Genomic DNA, 21,889 nt, shown 5'->3' on the forward strand with positions numbered 1-21,889 from the left:
TCTATGAAAAGTAGGATTCCCTGTACTTTGGGGCCTTGCGCTGGGAGTATGCAAAGACGGCGAAACCGATCACTTCGTAGGGGCGGGTTTGCATTCGTACTTCAACGTTGACCTTCTGCGCTTTGGCTTGCGTTTCACAGGTTCCAGCTTGACTGGCTCGACTTCCGCGCGAAAGTTCGGTTAGCATTTGGACAGACTGCGGTTGCGGCATGGGCAGTGGCGGAATGTGCAGATGTTTGATCGAACGCTCGGGACAGTCCTCGCCGTCACAAAAGACGAACTTGGCGTCGCGCGGCACGCCAAATTGCACGACATCTGGCAAGCGCTCGATTGGGCTGAGCTGATTCACAGACTGAGCATTGGCGACAGTCACACCTGCGGCGGCCAACGCGAAGACGAGAGAAAAACGAGACGTGTTGGCTAGCAACGCCATGCGTCAATCCCCTTGGTAGCTAGCAACTTGTGCCGGCGTGGTTGAGTATTGCTGTGCCTGCCGCCTGTAGCCTTCGTAGAATTGCTGTACGTCCCGTACGTATCTGACTTGGGCAGCGACATTCTGAGAGTTGGGGCCAACGTAATAGCAACCCACTGCTTTCCAGGTGGCGCCAAAGCGCTGGATGCAGTCGGCTAGCACCCATGCGCCCACCTTCTGGCTCACGCAAGCGTCGAACAGATGCTCGCGACGGATGCCGAACCGTGTCAGGGTCGGCAAATGAATTGTATTGACCTGCATGAGGCCCACGGCGCGGTTGCCGTCCGCCAGCTTAGGACCGACCGCGCCGGCCCAGCCGCGCGACTCTTTCCAGGCGATCGCCTTGAGCAACAAGGGGTCGATACCATACCCCCGCCCCGCATCTTCCCAGCACGTTGCAGACGCAGCGATTGGTACCAACAGTAGGCTAGCAACGGCTAAAGTACGTGCAACGAAATTCATATAGGGGTTTTCGATTGCGCTATTTGTACAGTTTTATGCTTCCAAAATGAAAGCAATCTAACTTTATGTGCTGCAACGACTATGACGACGGCGCTTTAGCACAGACCGGCAGGCAAAACTGTGCAGTTGCTAAGCGGCCCGACTGCACTCACCGCGGCATTGTTGCCATAAGACGGAAGAAAAAGAAAGACCGTATCGGAAATTTAACTTCCGATTGTCGGAAAAATATAATGATTGTTTCGGAAAATTTACTACTTCTTCAAATCCATATCACCGCGTTGCGTTGGGCGGAACGTGTGTCGCGATGAAGTCGCCGCCACATTTCTGTCAAAATTCGCGAGTAGGACACGGGTTCAAGCGTTGAACCCTCACCGATGTACTGCGTACTGACCACATGACGCAGTGTCGGCAGCACCAGCGCTTGACCCTCGGGATCGACCTGATCACATGAACAATGGGTGACGACTTGGGAATCAACGTATTTTTAGTGGACGATCATCAGCTACTGGTGGCCGGCTTCCGTGACGTACTGAAGGACTACGGCGTCAGCGTAGTCGAGGTGGCCTACGATCTAGACGGCGTGGTTGACCGCTATCTGAAGGTCAAACCGGACGTGCTGGTGATTGACCTTCGGTTCAGCGGAAAGAATGCCGGAAGAAACGGGCTGGACGTCTGCGAGGAGCTACTGGCCCGCGAGCCGTCGGCCAGGATCATCATTTTTTCGCAGTTTGATGATCAGTACATCATCGAAAAATCCTATAAGCTTGGTGTGTTGGCTTTTGTGCGGAAGGACGAAAGTACCGAAATACTCAACGAGGCGATTCGGACAGTGGCCGCGGGAAAAGAATATTTTTCGCCGAAGATTGCCCAACTCTTGGCTTGGTCAGCAGTGAAAGAGCGCGATCCCAATAAGCTGCTGGACGAGAAGGAAATGCGCACGTTTGCTCTGGCCGCTGACGGCGCCGCCCTATCCGACATATCAGCGCAAATAGATCTATCCACCAAAACAGTGAGCGCGCTGCTGAAAAGCGTAAAAAGCAAGCTAGGTGTGGAAAGCCAAGCTGACATTACCAAGTTGGCCATCCGCTACGGCATCACGACGACTGCCCTGAAAATGAAAAGCTGATACGGGTGCCGGGTCGCTGCGCATTGGCTGAATCGGTGACCTGGATTTTCAAACAGCCCCCCAGCGCACGTGCGCGCTCACGCATGTCGATCAGCCCGATGCCGGCACTCTCAATATTTTTCGCAGACGCGTTCATACCCATCCCATCGTCGGCGACTTCGACTTTGTACTGGTTGAATGCTTTGTTGTACTGTACCGAAACGTGCACTCGGGAGGCATTGGCGTGCTTCATCGCATTCAGCAGGGCTTCTCGGATGATCTTGTAGGCACTCACGGCCATAGCCTCCGGCAGCTCTGGACGCTTGGGCAGATTGTGGTTCAAAGTGATCGCGGTTTCATTAAAAAATGACGTGTAGTAAACGACGAGAGACTCTAAGGCGGCCGTAAAACCGATGGAGTCGATAACCTCAATGCGAGTGTTCTTGATGATGTCGCGTGTTTGTGTATAGGCGTCGGACACCATTTCAAGCGCACGAGCCAGCAGTACCGACGCCTTCTCATTGCCCTTAACCAGTGGTTCTAGCTGCTCTAGGGCGTGCTTGCTGATGAGTAGTTGAGGGTTGACTTCATCGTGCAGCCGCCGCGCAAGATTGCGCCGTTCCTCATCTATGCGTCGGTTCGATTCAGCCAGGACACGCCGGATTTCCTCGTGTGACACGTCGATGCGCTTCATACCGTACCGCGCAGTCAGATACAAGACGAAGAGGAAGAAGAGCAGCATTAGGCCAGCGGCCACGCTGGAGTTCATGTTCGCTCGGGCAATGAAGGACAAAGCCAATCAACAGCCCAACTTATACACATAGCATATATCTAACAGCCAAGTTTCCCTTGACTACAAAAATGCTGACCGCAAAGACGACCAGCAGGACGCTAAAACTTGGTTTGACTCGATTCTTTAGCCTTAGTCGAGGCAACCACAATCTTTGCCTTCTTCATGCCGACAAAGCGGTCAACATGCTGCGGATAAAAACGTAATCAAAGCGCTTAACACCATAGCCTATGGCAAGTGCTATACACCCTACCTTTCCTTAGACAAACGAACGTAAAGATATCGAAGGAGTCAAAAAATGAGTGCCATATTGACATGATTTGCGGCGTTTCTTTGGATCAGCCTCAATCAATTTAATTACCTATATATTGGCAAGCGTCTCCAACTCGTCACATAGATCTATGATGCGCTGGCGCAACTCGGGCTTTATGCAAAAAAATACCGTCCTTTTGTCACTGTAGATTCGTACCCGACGACGCTTCGTCCCTCGGCCGGTTTTCCGGCGTCTGTCGATTCAGTCATGGCGTAGCTTTTGTATATGTATCAAGGTTTGTTGTTGCAAAGTGCAGGCTAGCTTACCTATATTGGCACGCGCAGGCTGTAAGCTTCCGCCCGCAAAAGTTGGAATTTTAACGGGATTACCTTTGATAGTCACGGTTTAATTGTGGCGACACCGATCCTCTGCCGGCCGTAATGCCGGTGCCTTTTTCGTACCGCTGGATGACTTCCACAGCACTTGTCTTATCCTGCTTGGCGGCCAAGGCTCGCGCTGCAAGGCCCTTGTCGTTAGTGTAGATGCGAAGCTCATGGCTCGCACGGGTCGTACCAACGTAAAAGCTGCGGTCACCAAACACCTTTGCCATGCGCTCCATGAGGCGTTGTTGCTTGCGCTCATTACCCGTTTCAGGCGCCCGAATATGGAAGATTGCCCGATACTGAGTGGCACCCTGGGATCCGTGGACCGTTGATGCGTAAGCATGATCCCAATGTTTGTTCCTGGAAAGGTCAACCTCATGCAGTGACACCTGTTTGCCCTGGCGCAACATCAGGGTTGCGCGGTCGCCGGCAATGGCTACTACCCTGGCTACCTCGCCGTTTTTGAACTCGCCTTCGTTTCGAGTCAGGCGGATCAGATCGCCCCTGGTCAAGCCACGCCTGTCAGTCTCGTAGACTTCAATCTTATTGTGCTTCTTAGGCTGCCAAGCGATGGTCGAACCATCCTCCTTCTGCAACACAACCGTCCCGACCGGCGCATCAACAGACGTCACGCGCATGTACTCACCCTTGCGGGCGTCGATCTGCTGGTAGTCGCGGCCAAACCGCACCACGTCGCCCTGGCTGTAGTATTGGGCCTCCCTTTGCATCGCACGCGTCCAGCCCTTTGACACCAGAATCTCTCGCGTATCGTCGTTGCGGTCCAGCTCACCGATCGCCTTCAGGCCCTCGCGCACCCCGTTATTGATCGCTACGCGGTCTTTGTTGTACGCGGTGATGACGATGGTGCGCTCACGCTCCGCCTTCCCCATCTGGAGCACATCTTGCACCACAGCATCAATCACTGCTCCGGATCCCCCCTTAACCTCGCGGACCATGCCCGCCTTATCCATGTAGGCAAATGCCCTGCGGTTGTTGGCCAGCTCTACCTGAGTCAGCTGCTGCCCGTCCTGCAAAACATCACGACCAACAATAATATCCACAGCTCGCTGCAACTCGCGTGTCTTCTGGCGGCTAATTTCGGTCATGTAGGCTGTGTCCATACCATTACGTTGGGCCAACTCGAACGGCTTGCCGGCCTCCACACCCTGCAGTTGCAGCGTGTCGCCCAGGTACAAGACCTTGGCACCAGCCTTCTCGGCCATGTAGTCAAGTCGGGCCTTCTGACGCTGCGACAGCAGTGATGACTCGTCCACAATCCAGACCTCGGTCTTGCGCTCGAAGTCAGGCGCGTACTGCTTGGCGAACTCAATGTCCTTCTGCAGCTGACGCTCCTTAATCTGGAACATCGAAACAGTATCAGTAGCAATGCCGGTTTCGCGAGCCAGTACCTTGCTAGCCATCCCGGTCGGCGCCATGCCTCGAACGGTGTAGCCCTGCTCCTGGGCCATTTCCCGCAGTGATTTGAGCATTGTGGTTTTGCCGGTGCCAGCCAAGCCTTGCACCGCCACATAGCGGTCCTCGCTGGTCAGCACCTTGCAAATAGCCTCTTTTTGCCCGGCTGTGTACTGAAAACCCTGTCTCTTCTCTGCCAATTGGATTCGGGCGGCTACGGCCGCCGAGTCAATCATTTTCGGCACTTGGCCCGTGTGAGCCCGCACCTGGTCCAGCGTCCACATTTCGCTGCCCAACATCTTTTTAGTGGTGTACTGTCCGTCTGGCAGCTTCACCAAGTCGCCGTCGCACTCTAGCCTATCGAAGGCCATTTGCACCTCGGATATGCAGACACGGCCAACACCGTGTTCGATGGCGACCGCCATGAGGTCATATTTGGTCACCACGATTTCACGTTCGATCAGGTGGGCCGCAGCAAACTCCATTGCCTGTCGGCCAGTCAGTTTGTCTTCTCGCACAACGCCGCCCTGGGCACGCTGGGCGTCAGCCTTGGCCTGGATAGCATCGAAGTCGATGCCGATCTCCTTGGCTCGATCCTTCCAGTCAGCAATGAGTTGGGCATGGTCCACGTCCACCTTACGGGCCCGCGTTTTTAGGGTAGCGTCCTCCTTTTGCTGAGCCGTCGCATCGTCAATGTCCACGCCCTTGGCTTTTAGAGAGGCCTCAATTTCCGCCCGGCGCTGACTAAAGTGCTCGATCTGCTCTCTGGTAATGCCGGCAATCTCAAAGTTGCCTTTCTCGTCCGTGCGCCGCAGATCGTAGCCCAGCGCCTGCAGGCGATCGGCCAACTCCGACGTGTAGATTGCACCGACCACGCGCTGCGCTTTATAAATGTCGTCGTTGGTTAGCGAGCGCCATTGCCCGTCATCGCGGCGGGTGGCGTTCACAATGACGGCATGTGTGTGGGTTTGAGGGTCCAGATTGCGGCTTGTGTTGTGGCGGAACATAGCCACTGTTAGATTGCCTGTCTGCACCACCTGCGTCTTACCGCCCTCGGTCTGCCGCGTCTGCGCGAGGTTCGACTCTACGTAACTAAGCGCCTGCTTGACGGCCGCTTCGTGCGCCTCGCGCACCTGGCAATTGCCATGCACCTCAGCCAGCAAAGACACGCTTTTGGGTGCGGAGAATGTCACGTCAGTGCCTGGCCGGTGCTCGCGCTCCTTCTCGCCAGTTTCCCCGTTTTTTACCCACTTGCCCAGTTCACGACCCTCAACTTCTCCAGAAAGGATGTTAAAAAACGCTTGCCGGTCGATCTGCTCGAACAGCTCAAGCTGCGCTGCCCCCTTGCCAAACCACTCAGAGTACTCCAACCCTTCGCCCTGAGTGTAGTAATTGTCCTTGGAGAAGTAGTGCAACGCTTGCCCAGCGCTGCCTACATTGTGCATACTTATCATCCCCTGCCCCCTTTCGGTGCCAGAACGCTGAAAGCTCGCAAGAAAGGCAAATAGCACGTCCATCCAACTGCGCATCCTTGCCACGTTTAGTCTGTCAGATCGGCACGTTGGCGCCCGACATAGTACGCCACTATTTCGCCAGCGCTCAGTCATATTGAGCGAGCAGCGCCGTCATCTGCGCACAGGTCACCTTCACGGTTGGCCGTCCAGTGCCACTCACGACCTCTTTACAAGGCGTCGGCAAGCGGTTTTCCGTGCTTTCCGCCCGGTTTATCGGTTGCCGCGGCATCGTCTTTCACATGCGAACGCGGGCGCGCTTTGCCCGTTTCCGGGTCAATGGTTTCGCCGTTGGCGTTGCGCTTCACCCCCGTCACTGTGGCAGTCGGACCATCCACATCGTCCTCGTCCAGCAGATCGACGGCCGGCCTTTTCTCGGCATCGGCCTTCGCTGCCTGCTCAGTACCCGGTTGTTTATCTGCTGGATCTTCAGCCAATGTATTAGCCACGGCGGATAGCGCATATTTCGGCTTGAAGTCGACGGCTAGCCCCGTACGCTCAATAAAGCCACTGGCGATTTTTGGCGTTGGCACGTAGTCGTAGCTCACCTTAGCAATCGGAAAATCGCCGGGAATGGTCAAGTAGCCGGTCATATCGGGTAGTTTTAGGATTTCCGAGGTAAGCACGAGGTCGCGGATGTTCCGGCGCGCGAAAACGCTTACGCCGTCACGATGCGAATTCAGGCCATAGCTCAGAGTTTCTTCCTTCTCGTCTACCTCGTATTGCCCCATCAATTTTGCCAGTAGCTCGGCCGCCTCGCCGTCTGTCACACGCAGCAGCAGCTTGGTTTGACAGCCGGAAATGATTGTACTGGCCAGGTGCATGCCATAGATTTTGTAGAGTTGAGAGAAGTCTTGAACGCCGAGCACCATGCACAGCCCGTACTTGCGGGTGTTGGTGAGCGCGAGCTTGAGGATGTCAAGCTTTTGTAGAGTCGGCAACTCGTCAATGCAGAACCAAAGCCGTTCACGATGCACCGCTTCGAGGTCAAGTACCGCCTTGATTGCCGTGTCGATCCACAGCGATAGCAGCGGTGCCAGCGCTTCGCGCATCGACTCACGTGCCGTGATAAACATCCATGAATCACCCTCCTCATGCACCCAATTACGGATGGAGAACGGCTCGCCGCTATCGTGCAAGAAGCGAAAAGACTCGAGCTGATTCTGCACGGTCATCTTGAGCGACATGCCGGTGCGCTCGGTCTTCGGATCAACGTAGGTGGCACCGGCAGTGCCTTGCAGCAGCGCATGCATCGCATCTAAGTTGCTCTTGGCGATGGCGTTGTACAGATCGCGGTTCGTGCGCCGGCCCTCTCTGCCCAAGACGCGATACACATCCTTTAGCACCATCCGGCCCGCCAGGGACCAAAATGGGTCTACTTCGGCCGGATCGGGAATCAGGCCGTTCGCTAGATTATCGAAATGGTAGTCTTTCTTGATTTCGTGCCAAACGTTCCAGTTCGGGCTCCTCGCATCGAGCGGGTTCATCAGTACATCCTTGCCCTCCCGATAAAACGCCTGGGTGAATTCACCGGTTGGATCATACACAATCATGCGCTTCCCGCGCGCGCGGACCTGTTTCATCAGCGCAAAAAACTGCTGTGACTTACCCGTACCCTGCGTGCCCGCAATCAGCGTATGCAGATTCTCTGAGCCCTTGCGCATCGGCACGCCAGCTAGCATGTACGGGCTAGCCTCGTTACGCAATTCAACAATTTTTTTCAGTTCCCGGCCCGTCACCAGCTCGGCACCGCGAAGCTTCACATCCTGCATCTTTGAGCGCCCGTATCCCCACCAGTACAAACTGATAAGAAAGATCATGCCAATGCCGGACAGCAAGCCGATCACTCCACCGTTGCGCAGCTTGCGCCATGCGTTGTCAGCTATCTCGTCGGTCAAGAGCGCCACGTCCGCGACTTCCAGCTTGCGCAATTCGCCGTTGACGTGCAGCTCCATCTTCCCCGCCGTCATGTACAAGGCGTCACGGATGTGGGCTAGGATATTGCGCTCCAACCCGTACCGCTCATTAGGAGGGGTGGCGGTCCAGAAGTAGCCCACCGCCACGGCTAGAGCAACGATCATGGAAACGAGCGCAACGGTCCAGATCGCCACAACAAACATTCTGGCCTGATGCATCCATAGTTCTGCGCCGCGCGAAAAGCTACTCGCGCTGCGCTTCGCGTCACGTTTGACCATGCCACTCTCCCTTTATTCGCTTTAGCTTCGCCCGCGCAGCGTCTTGTGCACTGTATAGCTCTTGCGGATCACGCGCCTCAACAATCGCCGTCAGCAACGCCTCGCAAGTGAAGACGGAAAGCAGCATTTCGTCGTCACTCGTGCAACCCATCCCACCCATAGATGCCGTGTTAATTTGCGCGACAGCCTGCTTGAGTCGCTGCTCAATTTCACTGACATTTTCCGCAATCACGCCTTGTACTAGCATCTGCCTTAGATACTCGGAAACACTCACTCCGTGCTCGTTTGCCTTGGACCGATAGTATGCGCCAGTGTGCTCATCCAAGCGGATGTTGAAGCGTGTTGTAGGTCCCTTGCCTGATCCTTTTTGCCGTGGCATTTATTCTTTCTCCTTAAAGGTTTGGAGTATTTTCACAGTCTTCGGTGTCGCCTCGTCACATCTTCGGTGTCGCCACGCTAAAATCCCTGTTATTGTGACGAGTCCGGCACTAGCAACAAAGTTGCGTGGTGTGTGACGCCTCTGCCGGGGCGCGGGGCTTGCCCTGCACGCTGATCGGTCCGTGCTATTCCTACCTCAAGGCTCTAGTGGATGGTATCCGTCATTTGATAACATAACGAGCGTGGAGCACAAGACGTCAGAAATCTGAACCAGCAGATTTTCCCTGGGAAATCGCATTGACCAAGGTAAAGCATGACTCAACAAAACGCCACCACAAAGCCAGGCCGTAAGGTTCGCACACTAGACGAAGAAATCCAGCGGGCAGCCTATAAGCTACAGCAGCTGCAAGAGCGCAAGAAGCAGCAGGAGAAACGCCAACGAGAACGGAATCAAAAGGCGGTGTTGGAACTTATTAAGGCGGAACGGCTTGATGTAGTTCCTGCGGAGCAATGGGAAAAAGCGCTACCGCAGATCAAAACGCTTTTGGTCGTCCATTCTGCGCAGCCGGCAGAGCCGGTATAGCCTCTTTAGACGGCTCAGTTGGAGAGCAAGCAGACGAGATTAGCGCACAATGTGTTTTTGCGCAGATCCACGGGCCTCATAGTCATCGGCCGCAATACAAAAATTGCAAGAGCCGATAAATCCGGGCACGCGACATGATCGCGCCGATGAGGTGTTTGGCGGCTACAGCTAAGTTAGTCTAGATCGCGCTTATGCGATTTAGCCGCATCATGCACGAGTCCACGCGTGCGTTGTGCCGATCCCTTTGCGTGCGTGCAAGCTAGAAAGATATCGAATCGGTATCAAGCATGATCGTAGGTAGGGGTGACAGTGAGTTTCAGCCCAAGCGCACGCACGACACTTAGAATAGTCGCGAATTCCGGATTGCCGTGCTCATCTAGCGCCTTGTACAAGCTCTCACGGCCGACCCCCGCCGCGCGCGCAATTTGCGTCATGCCGCGCGCACGCGCGACAGTACCGATGGCTTCCTGAATGTCGGCCGCGTCGCCCGTTTCGAACGAGACGCGAAGATATTCAGCTTGCGCCTCGGGCACGTCAAGATAGTCAGCCGCATCGAAAGGTGTCGTCTTGATTCCCATGCTAATCTCTCAATTCAGCAGCAAGCATCAAGGCTCGCTTAATGTCCCGTTGTTGCGTTGATTTGTCGCCACCGCATAACAGTATGATGAGCGCTGAACCGCATTGGGTAAAGTAGACGCGATAGCCAGGCCCAGTATGCACGCGCATTTCGCTGACGCAAGAGCCAACCGGTTTCACATCGCCAAACTGTTCACGCGCCAGCCGCTGAATCCGCTTGGCGATCTGTGCGCGAGCGATGGGATCACGCAAGTCACGCATCCACTTGGCAAATTCGGCAGTCTGCTCAATTCTCATATCAGATTGTATCCCATGGGATACGAGTGTTCAAGGAAAGTATTCAACGCGGCGTAGCCACATCGGCTCCGACATCCACGCATTTAGCGCATGCTCAACGACGATAGCCGCTATATCTTTCTTCATTGCAACAAGCGGCGCGGCCTTCTCTGTACCCACATCCTCAGTGACAGCTGACACGGTCTGCACTTCTGACAGCATGAATTGCCATTTTTCCGAGCTGCACGAGTGAATTCTTGCCATGCCCGGCTAGATGGCATATCGTCGGCTGCATTCGTGAGCAGGGCGTCAATCAGCTTGCCTGGGATTAAACAGCAGGCTCGCCGTCACTCCAACTTGCGCGGCACTCAAGCACACCACGCAGCGGAGCGCGTGCGACTGGCGCACCGCCAACGCCCCGGTTGCGTCTTTCGCAAGCGAAAGACACGCGAAACAGGCGTCACGCTTGCCGAGGCGAGCTTGTTCGTATGCGCAAATATCCGCAGGCGCGACTCTGGGCGCAGCCGCGCCTGCGCTTCGTTACGGGTGTCTACCGCACGGACAGCAGTCGGGATCGATTCCGGTTAAAGGGCAGCCACCGGATTCCTCGATCTCGTTTTGCATCTCCTCGCGCTCCGCCGGTGTCGCATAACCCATGGTTGCTGCAACCTCAAGGGCAAGTGCTTGATAGGGTGCTTCCACGGTCTCGAGAAAGTAGTCCACTTCCGCTGAAAACCGCATCACAAACAACTCATACGACAGTCCACAGCTTCGGCTTACTTGCCTATCTATAGCTTCAATCTCGGCCTCGATGCCCTCACGCGTGCGCCGCTTTTGCCGCTGATCGCGCACCGACTCGACGGCCCCCATAAACGCGGCGCGAAGCTGCGGCACGTCTGCGAGAAGTGCCGGACATTGCACATCCTCGTCCTTCCTGGCTGCCACCTCTGCGCTGCGCTCAGCATAGTTGAGCGCCAAGAACAACTGAGCTTGAGCTGCCTTCTCGTCACCTGCGACTACGCTTATCCGGTGCAACGCCCATTGGACGCGTGCGTCGAGTGCATTTGAGTAAATTGTCATTTGCGGATCTCCTTACAGGGGCATCGGGGACCAAGTGCCGCGCGCGTGGCGATACAGCGTTATGCGCTTTAGCTGACCATCGATCAGGATTTCAAGACGCACAGCACGCACGTCATCCTCCACGCGACGCCGGCGATACAACACGCGGATATCCGCGTTCAAGTCGCAACCCAGAAAAAAAGCTGCGTTACGGCGAAGAAGGCTCGGTTTCATGTACACCTCGTTTGGTTCAAGAGTTTCAGGCTGACCGGGACCCTAGATTCCGAGTCCCCACGTAGGGGTTGTGCCGGTGCTGCCTGCGCTTTCGGCAGAACTGCTGCCGCCAGTCCCCTGAGTTCGTCGTCCCGCGACATAAGGAGTCCATCGCTGGGCACGGTCAAGGTTGCGCGAAGCGCACCCGAAGGGCTCGGCCTTGACCGTGCCCAGCGATGGGCTACGGTCGCGTTTGGGACGACGAACTCAGGGGACTGGCGGAATGCGGAAACGTCAGGCAGCACCGGCACGCCGCGCGGCGAGCGCCCATTTGCGGCGAAGCCGCAACAAGCCAGCTCGCCGCTTGCGGCGCAGCGCGAAGCGCCTGGTGCGCTGAACGTCCCGAATGCACACGCGGCTTTCTCGATCGCGCTACGCATTCCCTCGCGCCGGCACCGCCGGTGCCGGCCTTCGACTGACGCATTCCCCTGCCGATTAGGCTGCCACCTGCTTGAATGCGAGCAACCGTGCTTTTGCTGCGGCGAAATAGCGCGCGTCCAGCTCGATCCCGATATAGCGCCGACCCAGCTCGCGCGCAGCCACGCACGTCGAGCCCGATCCAGCGAACGGATCGAGAACCGTATCGCCTGGATTCGTGAAAGCCTGGATCAACGTGCGCAGACTCGATACGGGTTTCTCGGTCGGATGATGTCGATTCCCGCTGTACGGGAACGGCACAACATCCGCGATCGGCTGCGCCGGCACGGGCGGCCGTCCCTTCGCGAGCACATAGGCCGATTCATGCTGGTATCTGACCAGTCCGGCCTTAGACGAATAGGACTTGGCGAAAACAAGGTGCCCGGCGATTCGGAATCCCGCTGCTTTCCACGCGAGAAAAAATCGATCTGCCTTGTTCCAGCTGTAGAAACTGATACAAACCGCATCGCGCTTCAGTACTCGAAACATTTCTGCAAATGCTGGCGCAAGCCATTCGTCGTTGCTGTCATTGGCGATCGTGCGCCCGCTGCGATCGCGGTAGTTAACGAGATATGGCGGATCAGTGACAACGCAATCAACCGACTCAGAGGCGAGTTTGGGCATGGCGACAAGGCAATCGCCGTGGTAAAGATAGCTCACGGTCTGCTCCTTCGTTCGAAAAAGGGGCAGCCGCAGAGGCGTAGCTCGCGTTTCGTACTGCCCGGAGCAAACGCGCGCCCGCCGCAGCATGACGGGCAAGCGACGTGGAATACCGCAGGCCGCAGCGCGGCCGAGGATATGCCGCGAAAGCGCTTGAAGAAGCCAGTAATTGTGCGACCTTGGGCGCGCACGGTTACTGGCTTCGATCCGTCAGGATCGCGGAGGGCGACCGTGGGCTCCGGGTTGAAAGGTCATTGCATGACATGCCCACCCACGGGCAGAAACGTAACACGCGCGCCAGAAATACCGACCTGCGTCAGTTTCGTCTTTCGCATGCGAAAGACGCACGATGCGGCCGGCAGGCCGAGCAAGCGCAGCGCGCAGCGCCAGCACGGCGCGGAGGCGTCAGGGATGGAAGCCCGAAGGGACGAGACTCGCTGCGCGAGGCTCGACGCGCAGCGCGACAGCCCGGCCCGCAGCGCAGCGGAGGGAGACGCCTATAGAAAAATTGAGCGCTCTGCTGGTTTTTCCGGTGAACCCCGATGGTGCACCCCCTCAGTTTGCGTTTTGGATGCGCCGCAGCCATACTTTCTCGTAACGCAGACAGAGTGTTGTGCATTACGGGGGATGGCAAATCTTGTGGTAAGGGATTTGCATGACGCACTCGTCCAGAGTCAGAAAGAGCGTGCGGCCGCGTACGGTCGAAACGCCGAAGCAGAAAATCGCGAGATGCTCGCGAAGGCATTGCGCAGAGCGCAACGCAAGATCTTTGCGGAAGTGCTCATAGCGATGCCGAATGTGGTTGACGGCGCCAATCCCGTGCGCGTTCTAACGGTCGTCACGCAGGACGTTGAGGACTTTGTAGGAATGAAACTCGCGTCTTGAACCCTTTTCGAACGACTGGATGGTCGGCTACGATTTGGAAATTGTTCAGGTCATAGCCTGAACACACCTTGGAAAACGGAAGTATTAGGAATCTTGTGCGCCGAGGTCGGTTAAAAGATCTCAGTTTATGGCGTTCGCGAACCGGTCGCCGACCACAATGGCGAACTGATTGAGTGCCTGCCGTCAAGTGATAGGCGGCATCTTCCAATCCTTTTCGATGTTGCGCAAGGCCAGATACAGCAGTTTGCTGGCCGCTTCGTCGCTCGGGAAGTGGCCGCGGTTCTCACAATCTTGCGCAGTTGCCTGTGTATGCTCTCGATGGCATTGGTATGCGCGTGCGATGCTCGTTGAAGCCGCGTGGTCGGCGGCTCAGTCGGCCGGACCGCTGCGCGCATTCTTCCTGCGTATCCGCGACCGGCGGGGTCAGCAGATTACCGCCGTCGCGACAGCCCGCAAGATTGCCGTTATGGTGTGGTACGTCCTCACACGTCATAAGACTTTTGCGTGGGACCGGCCGGCGCTCACCGCGCGCAAGATGCGCTCACTCGAACTGCAGGCCGGCATGCCTGCACGCCGCGGCGCTCCGAAAGGCCGCGCAGCGGCCTACAACCTGAAGAACGTGCGTGACCAGGCGCAGGCGATGGCCGAGCGAGCGTATCAGCGCCTGTTCTGCCGCTAGAAACAGACACGACCCGGCCATAAACCCGCCTCAACGCAATGGCCGCCAAGGCAAACCTCACGAAGTCAAAGAAATATCGACCTTCAGGCTTGTCATCCGTCGTGTAGATGACTCGACGCATGCGCGGTCAGCGCGGTGCTCGGCGTGGCGCTGATCACCGCCGAGCGTCTCAAAAAGGCATGGCAGAAGTGGGCGCGAGAAAAATCGGCTATCTGGATTTGACCGTGGGCAACCAGACGACAGCTAACGAGACCCGGCCTGGCTCTGGCCAGGCCAAGTTCGGGCCTTCCATAGGATGTTCTGTACGTCACCGCAGCCAAGCGCACGCTTGTGTGGTCAATCAAGCCAAACAAACCCTATGCTGCTAAGCCCTGTATTGACTTATTAGTGACAGATCTGCTTCATATCGGCTTCGGACAAGCCCGTCATACGCTTGACCGTCTCGCGCTCCAAGCCGCTTGCCAGCAGCGTACGCGCAATCTTTAACGCGGCTTCCTTGTGCCCTTCTTCGCGCCCTTCTTCGCGTCCTTCTTCGCGTCCTTCTTCGCGCCCTAGCATACGGCCGCGTTCCAGGCCTTTTTGCTCGAGCTTCTGTGCAATCGTCATCAAAACCTCCTCGTGTTGCGGGGAACGGAGCGCCAATTCTCGGATAAATCGCTCCGGATCCGTCGTGTCGCCCCACTGCAGCATATAATGCATCAGCGACACCAATTGCTCGTGCGTAGTGTACCCTGCGAGCAACAGGCTTGCCAGTTGCTCTACCAGGGTCGCCAAATCGCGTTGCCGGATATGCTTTTGCAGCAATTCCAGCATCGCCATGCGTCGATGCGTGATGATTTCATCATCCGGAATCACCGTGACATCCACCAATGGAAAGCCTCCCGCATACAGCTGCGACGCCAACTCAGGCGCCTCGAAGCTGTCCAACCACCGCATTGAGTACGGATACGGACTGACCTGCCCGTGATAAAACAGCATCGGAATCACCAGCGGTAACTGGTCATGTCCGGCCTCTAAATGGCGCTGCATGGCGGCTATCGCGTAACGCATTAGCCGAAACGCCATATGACGCTCCGGCCGACTTTGATGCTCGATCAGCGCATAGACATAGCCATCGCCCTGCCGGGTCTGCAGCGACCACAGCACGTCCGAATAGTAGGCACGTAGATCTTCTTCCACAAAGCTGCCCGACTCCAGACGCAACGTGTCCAGGTCGCACTGCGCCAACCACTGCGTGGGCAAATGCAGGCTTAAAAAATCCCGCGCGGTGTCCGGATGCGTGAGGAACTGCTTGAAGAGCGCGTCGTGCGGCATCATCGTCGATGAACGTTTCATGGCGAGCATGGATCATGAAGTCCACCTACTTTACCATCGCCCGCGCGTGGCGCCCTCACGGCGGTCCTGTGTCGCGACGATAGACGCTGGCTTCTCGACCCGCTCTTCGGTGCGCATTCCCTTTGTCCTTGCGCGTCGAAGGGTTGAGGGAAATGGTCAGCCGACGGTGCCATCGAACCCTTCACCTTTCGGTGTCCACTCGCGACCGCATGACGGTTCAATCTTTTTCTTCGCTTGCGCCACGGTATATATTAACAAAGTGGATCGTTAACGTAACGGGAAAAAAGCCGCTCACTCCCCATGACACCGTACGCATCAAGAGGGGCGGCTATAAGGGCCTTGAAAATCTCTTGTGTAAAATATACTTTACATACATGCGCTGCCCCAGTGAGCGGCCGGGAGGTTCACCATGCAATTTTACGAGATAGGACGGGCGCAGCAAATGTCGCCCTAACAAGATAGCCAGAGCAGTACAGGAGCGCGAACGGGGCTAACAACGACACACCGGCAGCTGTTTCACCGGCAACGAGAACTGCTTCGCCCTGCTGCACTGTCGGTCGCATCGTATTCATCGCGTATGCCTTCCCGTTCAGATAGGCAAAAGCGTCGCCCTCCTACATCTCAGGATCACAGCCGATTAACCCTGTGTGTTTGCCGATAGCATAGTCGATTAAACACGATGTCGGACAAAAGTGTGCCTGCTGCTCACGCAAGATCTCGTGGCTGCGTTGGCGGCTTGGTCTGGCTCGACATCAAGAACCAGCATGGCGTTCAAGGTGATCATAGTGTTAGCCTCCCGCACCGCATACCAGCCGCTTAACCTTTTCCATCGCCTTCGTTTTCGCTTTAGTCGAATTCATAGTTTCCTTACGTTTCCTAAACTGACCGAGTTCCTAGATTTGGAGTCCCGGCGTTAAGTGTTCTGCCGAGTTGGTGGGCTGCGCTTCGCGGCTGCCGCCGTTCCCTTGAATTCATCGTCCCGCGACGAAAGGAGTGAGGACTGGCGCCGCGTCAAGGATCAAACGTGGGGTGATGCTGGATTGAGCGCAGCAACTGACGCGGCCCCACGCGGCTTGGTGCGGCGCGGGCCCGAGCTACAGTCGCGGGAAATGGATGGCGAACCAGGGAGCAGTAGGTGTCGGCAGCAAAACGCTCACGCGCGAGGCAGAACACCGCGCGGCGAGCGCTTTCTTGCGCAGTAAGCGGCAGCGCCGCGCAGCGACATGCTTCGATGTCGAAACGCAGGGCGACAGCAAAGGGCGCGAGTCCCAAGGGCTAGCGTCGGGGGAAGTCGGTGGGCGGCATCGAGCCACCCCAACCGCCACGCTTTCCTTCTCCGGCCTGAAGGCAGCTTGCCACGCACCGAATATCAAATTCCATACCACGCAATGTCCGTCGCACCACCCGCGCGAGGCAGATTGCGGTATGACGGGAAAGTCCCTGCGCGATAGCATAATAGCGCCCGTCGGTCTCGACCGCGATGTGCCACTTTGCCAAGTGCCTACGGTCAGCAAGCCGCCACGGCGAGGCCTGCGGCGCACTGGATGCCGCGCGCTGCGACAGCAGCACAACGCAGCGCCCGTCCGGCGAGACCAAACAGACGCGATCAATCCGGTGCATCGCGATATGGGTTGGCTCCGATTCCAGCCCATACCAAACGATACCTGCTGCGCTGATGCTGAATCGGCTTTCGCTCAGGGCCGGTTCCAACCAACGCAGTAAGCACCCGGTGATCAACACCTCGCACAGCAACGTTGCAATGCCGAGGTCAAAACGCATGAGGAAGGCGGTGACGGTGGTACCCGCTGCGGCTAGCCATACTCCCATACTTTTGCATACCGAAAGGAAGGCCGGCGGCACGACGAAACGCGCGTGCGCCTGATCCACCGAAATGGCATAAAAGTCGCGGCCAGCCACGGCGTGTCCTAAGTTACCGGTACGCCGCTCGGCTAACTACAGTCGATGATCGAGACGATGCTTGCTGCTAAGCGTGACAGGGTATGATTGTTGGCGATTGGTCCACCATGGCGTACGGGGCTGGACGAAGCGTCAATCGCTTGCCCACACACAGTCGTGTCTACTGTGCGTAGGCTCGCCCCTCATCTTGATAACTTGATTATGTAGCGAACCCGGCAGCGCAACCAAGTGCAGTAGCGCCAACCTATTCGAGGTATTCAAGCGAACTTGCATAAAAACTTTCGTTCACACAATGAAACTAGAACCTGAGCTATGTGGCACCTTTATGGCTAAAATAAGGTGGCGCATCGGCCAGCGCCCAATGGTAAAAGCCGACGCGCACTAACGTATTTCCAGCGCCTGTCGACGCTGGCGGTCGCTTGATTTACTGCGCCTTGATTTCAAGACTGAGCACGTCAGGATAGGCAACCGTGCGTTTGTGTTTTATACTAGCTTGGCGCGAAAATTCCCCAGATAACATGATTAGCAATAACACAATAATTAGACATCCTATCAAAATGGTAAGAATGAGGTAATCAAACTGTGACCCGTCCCGTTGACGGTCCGACCGGCCCAGCAGCCAACCAACGGCGATACTGATGCCGATAGAGAAAAGATAAGAGAAAACCATAATAGCGCTAACATAGGACTTCATAATATTATCCTTATAGTAGTTTTGGGATGAACATGTCACGTACTGTTCCCGTTTGCCGCCAGACGGCGCTGATCGCGCCGTCTGGCGCATTGAGGTCACTAGTTTTGCACGTACGTCACCCAGCTCTGTTCGGTTTGGCCACGATCACGGGCAGGCGCGCTGTGTGTTAAGGGGCGCCGACGCGCGAGCACCGGCATGCCAGCCTCACCGTCCCATTGAGCGCTCAGCACGTAGCCGAGGCAGTGCACGATATCAATAAATATTTGCGCGTTGATGTCCGCCTCCCACAGTGTGCGCAGGTATTCGCAGCGCACTACTGGCACGCGAGGCAAATCGAACGAAGTATCAAGCTGGCCATGACTGATAACTGCCATGTGGGTCTCCTTTTTGGACACAGCAAGCCCCCTCGCGCCGTATCGGCACGAGGCGAAACGAAAAAGTAGGAACGTGTTTAAGCCGCTAGGCGGGTTGCTCGAACGGCGGCGTGACGCGTTCGAGCACAGGGGATGGCAGCCGCAGATTCAGTGTCCTTTGATCAGCTTTAGCGCGCATGAGCGCAGCTATTGCGGCCGTGTTGCCGAAGGGCGGTGTACAGAACACGCACAGACGAGAGGAAGGGAAAAGCGTCGCTTGGAAGAAAATCGCAGCGGGCGATATTCTGGCAGGTGAACGCAAAGAAGCGAATATTGGGATATTCATGTCTGGCTCCTTGTTTGCGGTTTATACCCGCGCCCTCTTGTCACGGAGGGGTGGCGGACCGAACGAGGGTGACAAACCGGAAACAAGGAACCGGCCCAGCCGAAGCTGGCCCCGCCCGGCCCGCCATAGACGTGCCAGACGTTACGCACAAGAAAGCCGCGACATGAAGTGGCGCGGCTTTTGTGCGCCTCGTTTACCAGGTTGTCACACCCGACCGCTGCTGTTTTCAGCGGCAATTGCAGTATAGGCTATTCTCTCGGCGGGCGGCAACTGAAAATTCAAACTTCCATTTCCACTCGTCTACTGTGGCAACAGCTGCACTGAGCAGCGATAATCATTCAGTCCGGCACATTGACTCAGATTTTTATTACCGAGCTAGTCCCGTTGCCTCAAGTGTTTTGCTACCTGGCAACGTCTGGCGGGACGACGGATGACGAGGCGGCTCAGCATGAGAACACGATGGGATTAATTAAGGCAGTTGGCGAGCGGTACCGCGGTTCTAAGCGGAACGAAAAGCGGCAGATTCTAGAGGGATTCATTGAATTGACGGGCTATCACCGCAAGCAAGCGATCCGAGTGCTGTGCCGAGAGCCGCCGAGGTAACGCTAGGCCCGCAGCGACGCTGATAATCAGGTGCGGGCCGCGCTGGTCCCGCTATGGGAGCCTGGTGACCGGATCTGCGGCAATGACCTGCCCCTGTCAACAGCAACTTAGAAGTGACCCACTTGTGCCGATACACAGCACATTAGATTTGACCCACCCGGGTCACCAAGTTGATGCCCGGCATGTTGACTGACTCAGGGTCAGCGCCGGCTGCTGACCATCGGTTTCGCTTGATCCAGGGTCAAGCGATGTTGCTGCTCATCATTGGCGCGTGCATCTGCAGTTGCTGTTCAGCACTTTCGCACGCACGGGAGCGGATCACCCCGGCTTTACGCTTGTCCTTCAGTCGGTAGCTCTCGCCTTTGATTTGGAGAACGTGACTGTGGTGTAGAAGGCGGTCGAGCAGCGCGGCCGTGAGCGTCTGATCGCCGGCGAACGTCTGGTCCCATTGCCCGAACGGCAAGTTGCTCGTCACGATCACCGAACCCTTCTCGTAGCGTTTGGCGATCACCTGGAAGAACAGATTGGCATCGTCCCGGCCCAGCGGTAGGTAGCCGACTTCGTCGATGATCAGCAAGCGTGGGTTCATGATGTTGCGCTTCAGGAAGTCGGCCAGTCGATCCTGTCGAGAGGCGGCTGCCAGCGCAATAACGAGATCCGCCGCGCCGATGAAACGCGTCTTGATTCCCATCTGCGTGGCGATGTAGCCCAGCGCGATCGCCAGATGCGTTTTGCCCAGTCCACTCGCTCCGAGCAGCACGATGTTCTCGGCGCGCTCCACGAAGGCCATCGACGAGAGCTCCAGCACCGATTTCTTCGTGACGCCATGAGCGAACGTGAAGTCGAACTCTTCGAGTGTCTTCAGTACAGGCAAGCCTGCCGTGCGTAGCAACATGGATTTGGTGCGCGCGTGCTTCGCGTCCATCGCGCACTTCAACAGCGCCTCGAAGAAGTCGGCAAACGTGAGTTGGTTAGCCGCCGCCCGAGCCGCCAGCATGCTGTACTGCTCCCCCATTGTGTCGATGTGCAGTTGTCGGCAAGCTTCAAGGATCCGTTCGTGTTGGATATCCATCACCGAGCCTCCATCAACAGGGCTTGGTAGACCGACAGCTGATGCTGCAGCGGCGTATTATCGAAGCGCGACGGCGGCGGCATCGTTGGCACGCAGGCACAGGGCAAGCTCGCGCGCCACGGCTGCGGCAAGGGCTGTAGCTTTGGTTGCTCGAGTAGAAGACGCTCGAGCGGCCGCTGCCCGGTCGTGCCGTGGATACGTACATTGGCGACGTCCCTCAACCAGCGCACGACCTCGGCGTTCGCCGTGGTCGCGTCCAGCGCGAGCCGATCCTGAGCCAACCGGCTTGCCAGTGGATTGTAGAAGCTGCGGCGCAGGTACCCGTTGAAGCGCTCCACCTTGCCTTTGGTCTTGGCTCGGTAAGGCTTGCACAGTCGCGGCACGAAGTTGTGGTGCTTCGCAAAGTCGAGCAAGCCCGGTTGATAGCGATGCAGTCCGGGACCGTAAGCGTCTCGGCCAATCACAACCGTCTTGACGTTGTCGTACAGAACCTCGCGCGCAACGCCGCCGAAGAAGTCGAACGCACGCTCGTGGCAGCCCAGCAGTGTCGGCAATCGTTCGTCGGTCACGAATTCGACGTAACTCGCTCGACTGTAACCCAGCGTCGCGACGAATGCCGACAGCGGCAGCTTGCCACGTCGGAACACGATCCAGTCAACCTGCATTTGTTGTCCCGGATCGGTCTCGAAACGCACCAGCGGCTCCGGCGCCTTGATCGACTTCAACGACCGAAGATAGGCCCGAAGCCGCGTCAGGCCACCGTCATAACCCATCGCACGGATCTCGATCAGCAGCGCTGTCGCCGGCAGCCAGGCCGGATGCGCTGCTCGAACCCGCTCATGCAGATAGACTTTGAACGGATCGAGCTTGTGCGTACGCCCCGAGCGCGGCGCGCGCTCCTGCTCAGCACAACTGCGTAAATATTTGCGCACGGTGTTCCTCGACAATCCCAGTTCCCGTGAAATCTCCCGGATCCCCAATCCTTGGCGGGCCAACACACGTATTTCCACGATTACCTCCCTTGTAAGCACTGGCCCTCCAAAAAGGGCCCATCCTAACCGGGTGGGTCAAATCCAATGTGCTGGCACTGGGTCATTTTCAACGTGCTGCTGACACCCCCTTGGTTAGTGCCAGCCGTCTTCTAGCAAAGTCCTTTTAAACCAGCTCCTGGAAAGCGGCAGGAGCATCCGCTGTTGCCC

Annotated in this window: 22 protein-coding genes and 2 pseudogenes; 5 read left to right on the forward strand and 19 right to left on the reverse strand. The window is 56.9% G+C overall.

All coding sequences use genetic code 11. From position 1 onward, the window contains the following. Position 1: 1 nt before the first annotated feature. Both KPG66_RS13990 and KPG66_RS13995 read right to left on the reverse strand, forming a co-directional pair. Positions 2-433, reverse strand: a complete 432-nt coding sequence (locus KPG66_RS13990; RefSeq protein WP_237071211.1) for a hypothetical protein — start codon at positions 431-433, stop codon at positions 2-4. Positions 434-436: 3 nt separating this feature from the next. Beyond that, positions 437-934, reverse strand: coding sequence for a lytic transglycosylase domain-containing protein (locus KPG66_RS13995; protein ID WP_237071212.1), 498 nt, complete (start codon positions 932-934; stop codon positions 437-439). A gap of 466 nt (positions 935-1,400) precedes the next feature. On the opposite strand from KPG66_RS13995, the gene KPG66_RS14000 reads away from it, so the two are divergent. Next, positions 1,401-2,060 carry a response regulator gene (locus KPG66_RS14000; protein WP_237071213.1) on the forward strand — a complete coding sequence of 220 codons (660 nt, stop codon included), beginning with the start codon at positions 1,401-1,403 and terminating at the stop codon, positions 2,058-2,060. On the opposite strand, the gene KPG66_RS14005 is transcribed toward KPG66_RS14000, so the two are convergent. The 4 genes from KPG66_RS14005 to KPG66_RS14020 form a co-directional block, all read right to left on the reverse strand. Continuing rightward, complete coding sequence (locus KPG66_RS14005) at positions 2,029-2,808, reverse strand: sensor histidine kinase (protein WP_237071214.1); 780 nt, start codon at positions 2,806-2,808, stop codon at positions 2,029-2,031. The genes KPG66_RS14000 and KPG66_RS14005 overlap by 32 nt on opposite strands. Positions 2,809-3,467: 659 nt before the next feature. Beyond that, positions 3,468-6,332, reverse strand: coding sequence for a MobF family relaxase (mobF, locus tag KPG66_RS14010; protein WP_336886361.1), 2,865 nt, complete (start codon positions 6,330-6,332; stop codon positions 3,468-3,470). 227 nt (positions 6,333-6,559) lie between these two features. Continuing rightward, a complete protein-coding gene (locus KPG66_RS14015) occupies positions 6,560-8,584 on the reverse strand; it encodes a type IV secretion system DNA-binding domain-containing protein (RefSeq protein ID WP_237071216.1) in 2,025 nt (674 codons plus the stop codon). Next, positions 8,571-8,963, reverse strand: coding sequence for a plasmid mobilization protein (locus KPG66_RS14020; RefSeq protein WP_013436689.1), 393 nt, complete (start codon positions 8,961-8,963; stop codon positions 8,571-8,573). The genes KPG66_RS14015 and KPG66_RS14020 overlap by 14 nt, the downstream gene beginning before the upstream one ends. 312 nt (positions 8,964-9,275) lie before the next feature. On the opposite strand from KPG66_RS14020, the gene KPG66_RS14025 reads away from it, so the two are divergent. Next, positions 9,276-9,545 carry a hypothetical protein gene (locus KPG66_RS14025; RefSeq protein WP_237071217.1) on the forward strand — a complete coding sequence of 90 codons (270 nt, stop codon included), beginning with the start codon at positions 9,276-9,278 and terminating at the stop codon, positions 9,543-9,545. Positions 9,546-9,826: 281 nt separating this feature from the next. Here KPG66_RS14025 and KPG66_RS14030 read toward each other — a convergent pair whose 3' ends face one another. The 5 genes from KPG66_RS14030 to KPG66_RS14050 all read right to left on the reverse strand — a co-directional run bounded on the left by KPG66_RS14030 (position 9,827) and on the right by KPG66_RS14050 (position 12,806). Continuing rightward, positions 9,827-10,123: an addiction module antidote protein gene (locus KPG66_RS14030; RefSeq protein ID WP_013436687.1), complete on the reverse strand. Its 297-nt coding sequence runs from the start codon at positions 10,121-10,123 to the stop codon at positions 9,827-9,829. Between the two features lies 1 nt (position 10,124). Continuing rightward, positions 10,125-10,418 (reverse strand): type II toxin-antitoxin system RelE/ParE family toxin, encoded by a 294-nt coding sequence (locus KPG66_RS14035; RefSeq protein ID WP_237071218.1) that lies wholly within the window; start codon positions 10,416-10,418, stop codon positions 10,125-10,127. A gap of 519 nt (positions 10,419-10,937) precedes the next feature. Further along, positions 10,938-11,477, reverse strand: coding sequence for a hypothetical protein (locus KPG66_RS14040; RefSeq protein WP_237071219.1), 540 nt, complete (start codon positions 11,475-11,477; stop codon positions 10,938-10,940). Between the two features lie 12 nt (positions 11,478-11,489). Beyond that, complete coding sequence (locus KPG66_RS14045) at positions 11,490-11,690, reverse strand: hypothetical protein (protein ID WP_237071220.1); 201 nt, start codon at positions 11,688-11,690, stop codon at positions 11,490-11,492. A 474-nt stretch (positions 11,691-12,164) separates the two neighbouring features. Continuing rightward, the gene (locus KPG66_RS14050) at positions 12,165-12,806 is read right to left on the reverse strand and encodes a DNA methyltransferase (protein ID WP_336886360.1); all 642 of its coding nucleotides are present in this window, start codon (positions 12,804-12,806) and stop codon (positions 12,165-12,167) included. 333 nt (positions 12,807-13,139) lie between these two features. On the opposite strand from KPG66_RS14050, the gene KPG66_RS18070 reads away from it, so the two are divergent. Next, a complete protein-coding gene (locus KPG66_RS18070; RefSeq protein WP_442929447.1) occupies positions 13,140-13,691 on the forward strand; it encodes a FitA-like ribbon-helix-helix domain-containing protein in 552 nt (183 codons plus the stop codon). Positions 13,692-13,811: 120 nt separating this feature from the next. On the opposite strand, the pseudogene KPG66_RS14060 reads toward KPG66_RS18070, so the two are convergent. Then, positions 13,812-14,020 (reverse strand): annotated as a pseudogene (locus tag KPG66_RS14060) (transposase); the annotation flags it as partial. On the opposite strand from KPG66_RS14060, the pseudogene KPG66_RS14065 reads away from it, so the two are divergent. Continuing rightward, positions 14,014-14,481: pseudogene (locus KPG66_RS14065) on the forward strand (hypothetical protein); the annotation flags it as partial. The pseudogenes KPG66_RS14060 and KPG66_RS14065 overlap by 7 nt on opposite strands. Before the next feature lie 273 nt (positions 14,482-14,754). On the opposite strand, the gene KPG66_RS14070 reads toward KPG66_RS14065, so the two are convergent. The 5 genes from KPG66_RS14070 to KPG66_RS14090 all read right to left on the reverse strand — a co-directional run bounded on the left by KPG66_RS14070 (position 14,755) and on the right by KPG66_RS14090 (position 19,015). Beyond that, positions 14,755-15,705, reverse strand: a complete 951-nt coding sequence (locus tag KPG66_RS14070; RefSeq protein WP_237071221.1) for an Rpn family recombination-promoting nuclease/putative transposase — start codon at positions 15,703-15,705, stop codon at positions 14,755-14,757. A gap of 1,275 nt (positions 15,706-16,980) precedes the next feature. Then, on the reverse strand, positions 16,981-17,484 hold the full coding sequence (locus KPG66_RS14075; protein WP_237071222.1) for a hypothetical protein: 504 nt from the start codon (positions 17,482-17,484) through the stop codon (positions 16,981-16,983). A gap of 562 nt (positions 17,485-18,046) precedes the next feature. Beyond that, complete coding sequence (locus KPG66_RS14080) at positions 18,047-18,316, reverse strand: hypothetical protein (RefSeq protein ID WP_237071223.1); 270 nt, start codon at positions 18,314-18,316, stop codon at positions 18,047-18,049. Positions 18,317-18,414: 98 nt separating this feature from the next. Then, on the reverse strand, positions 18,415-18,690 hold the full coding sequence (locus KPG66_RS14085; RefSeq protein ID WP_237071224.1) for a hypothetical protein: 276 nt from the start codon (positions 18,688-18,690) through the stop codon (positions 18,415-18,417). Between the two features lie 85 nt (positions 18,691-18,775). Continuing rightward, positions 18,776-19,015: a hypothetical protein gene (locus KPG66_RS14090; RefSeq protein WP_157864638.1), complete on the reverse strand. Its 240-nt coding sequence runs from the start codon at positions 19,013-19,015 to the stop codon at positions 18,776-18,778. 351 nt (positions 19,016-19,366) lie between these two features. On the opposite strand from KPG66_RS14090, the gene KPG66_RS14095 reads away from it, so the two are divergent. Then, complete coding sequence (locus KPG66_RS14095) at positions 19,367-19,618, forward strand: hypothetical protein (protein ID WP_237071225.1); 252 nt, start codon at positions 19,367-19,369, stop codon at positions 19,616-19,618. Between the two features lie 241 nt (positions 19,619-19,859). On the opposite strand, the gene istB is transcribed toward KPG66_RS14095, so the two are convergent. Next, positions 19,860-20,690, reverse strand: a complete 831-nt coding sequence (gene istB / locus KPG66_RS14100) for an IS21-like element ISRme20 family helper ATPase IstB (RefSeq protein ID WP_237071226.1) — start codon at positions 20,688-20,690, stop codon at positions 19,860-19,862. Further along, the gene (gene istA, locus KPG66_RS14105) at positions 20,690-21,721 is read right to left on the reverse strand and encodes an IS21 family transposase (RefSeq protein WP_442929448.1); all 1,032 of its coding nucleotides are present in this window, start codon (positions 21,719-21,721) and stop codon (positions 20,690-20,692) included. Before istA ends, istB begins: the two co-directional genes overlap by 1 nt. Between the last annotated feature and the right edge of the window lie 168 nt (positions 21,722-21,889).

The organism is Mycetohabitans sp. B2 (genome assembly GCF_021733735.1).
GTDB lineage: Bacteria > Pseudomonadota > Gammaproteobacteria > Burkholderiales > Burkholderiaceae > Mycetohabitans > Mycetohabitans rhizoxinica.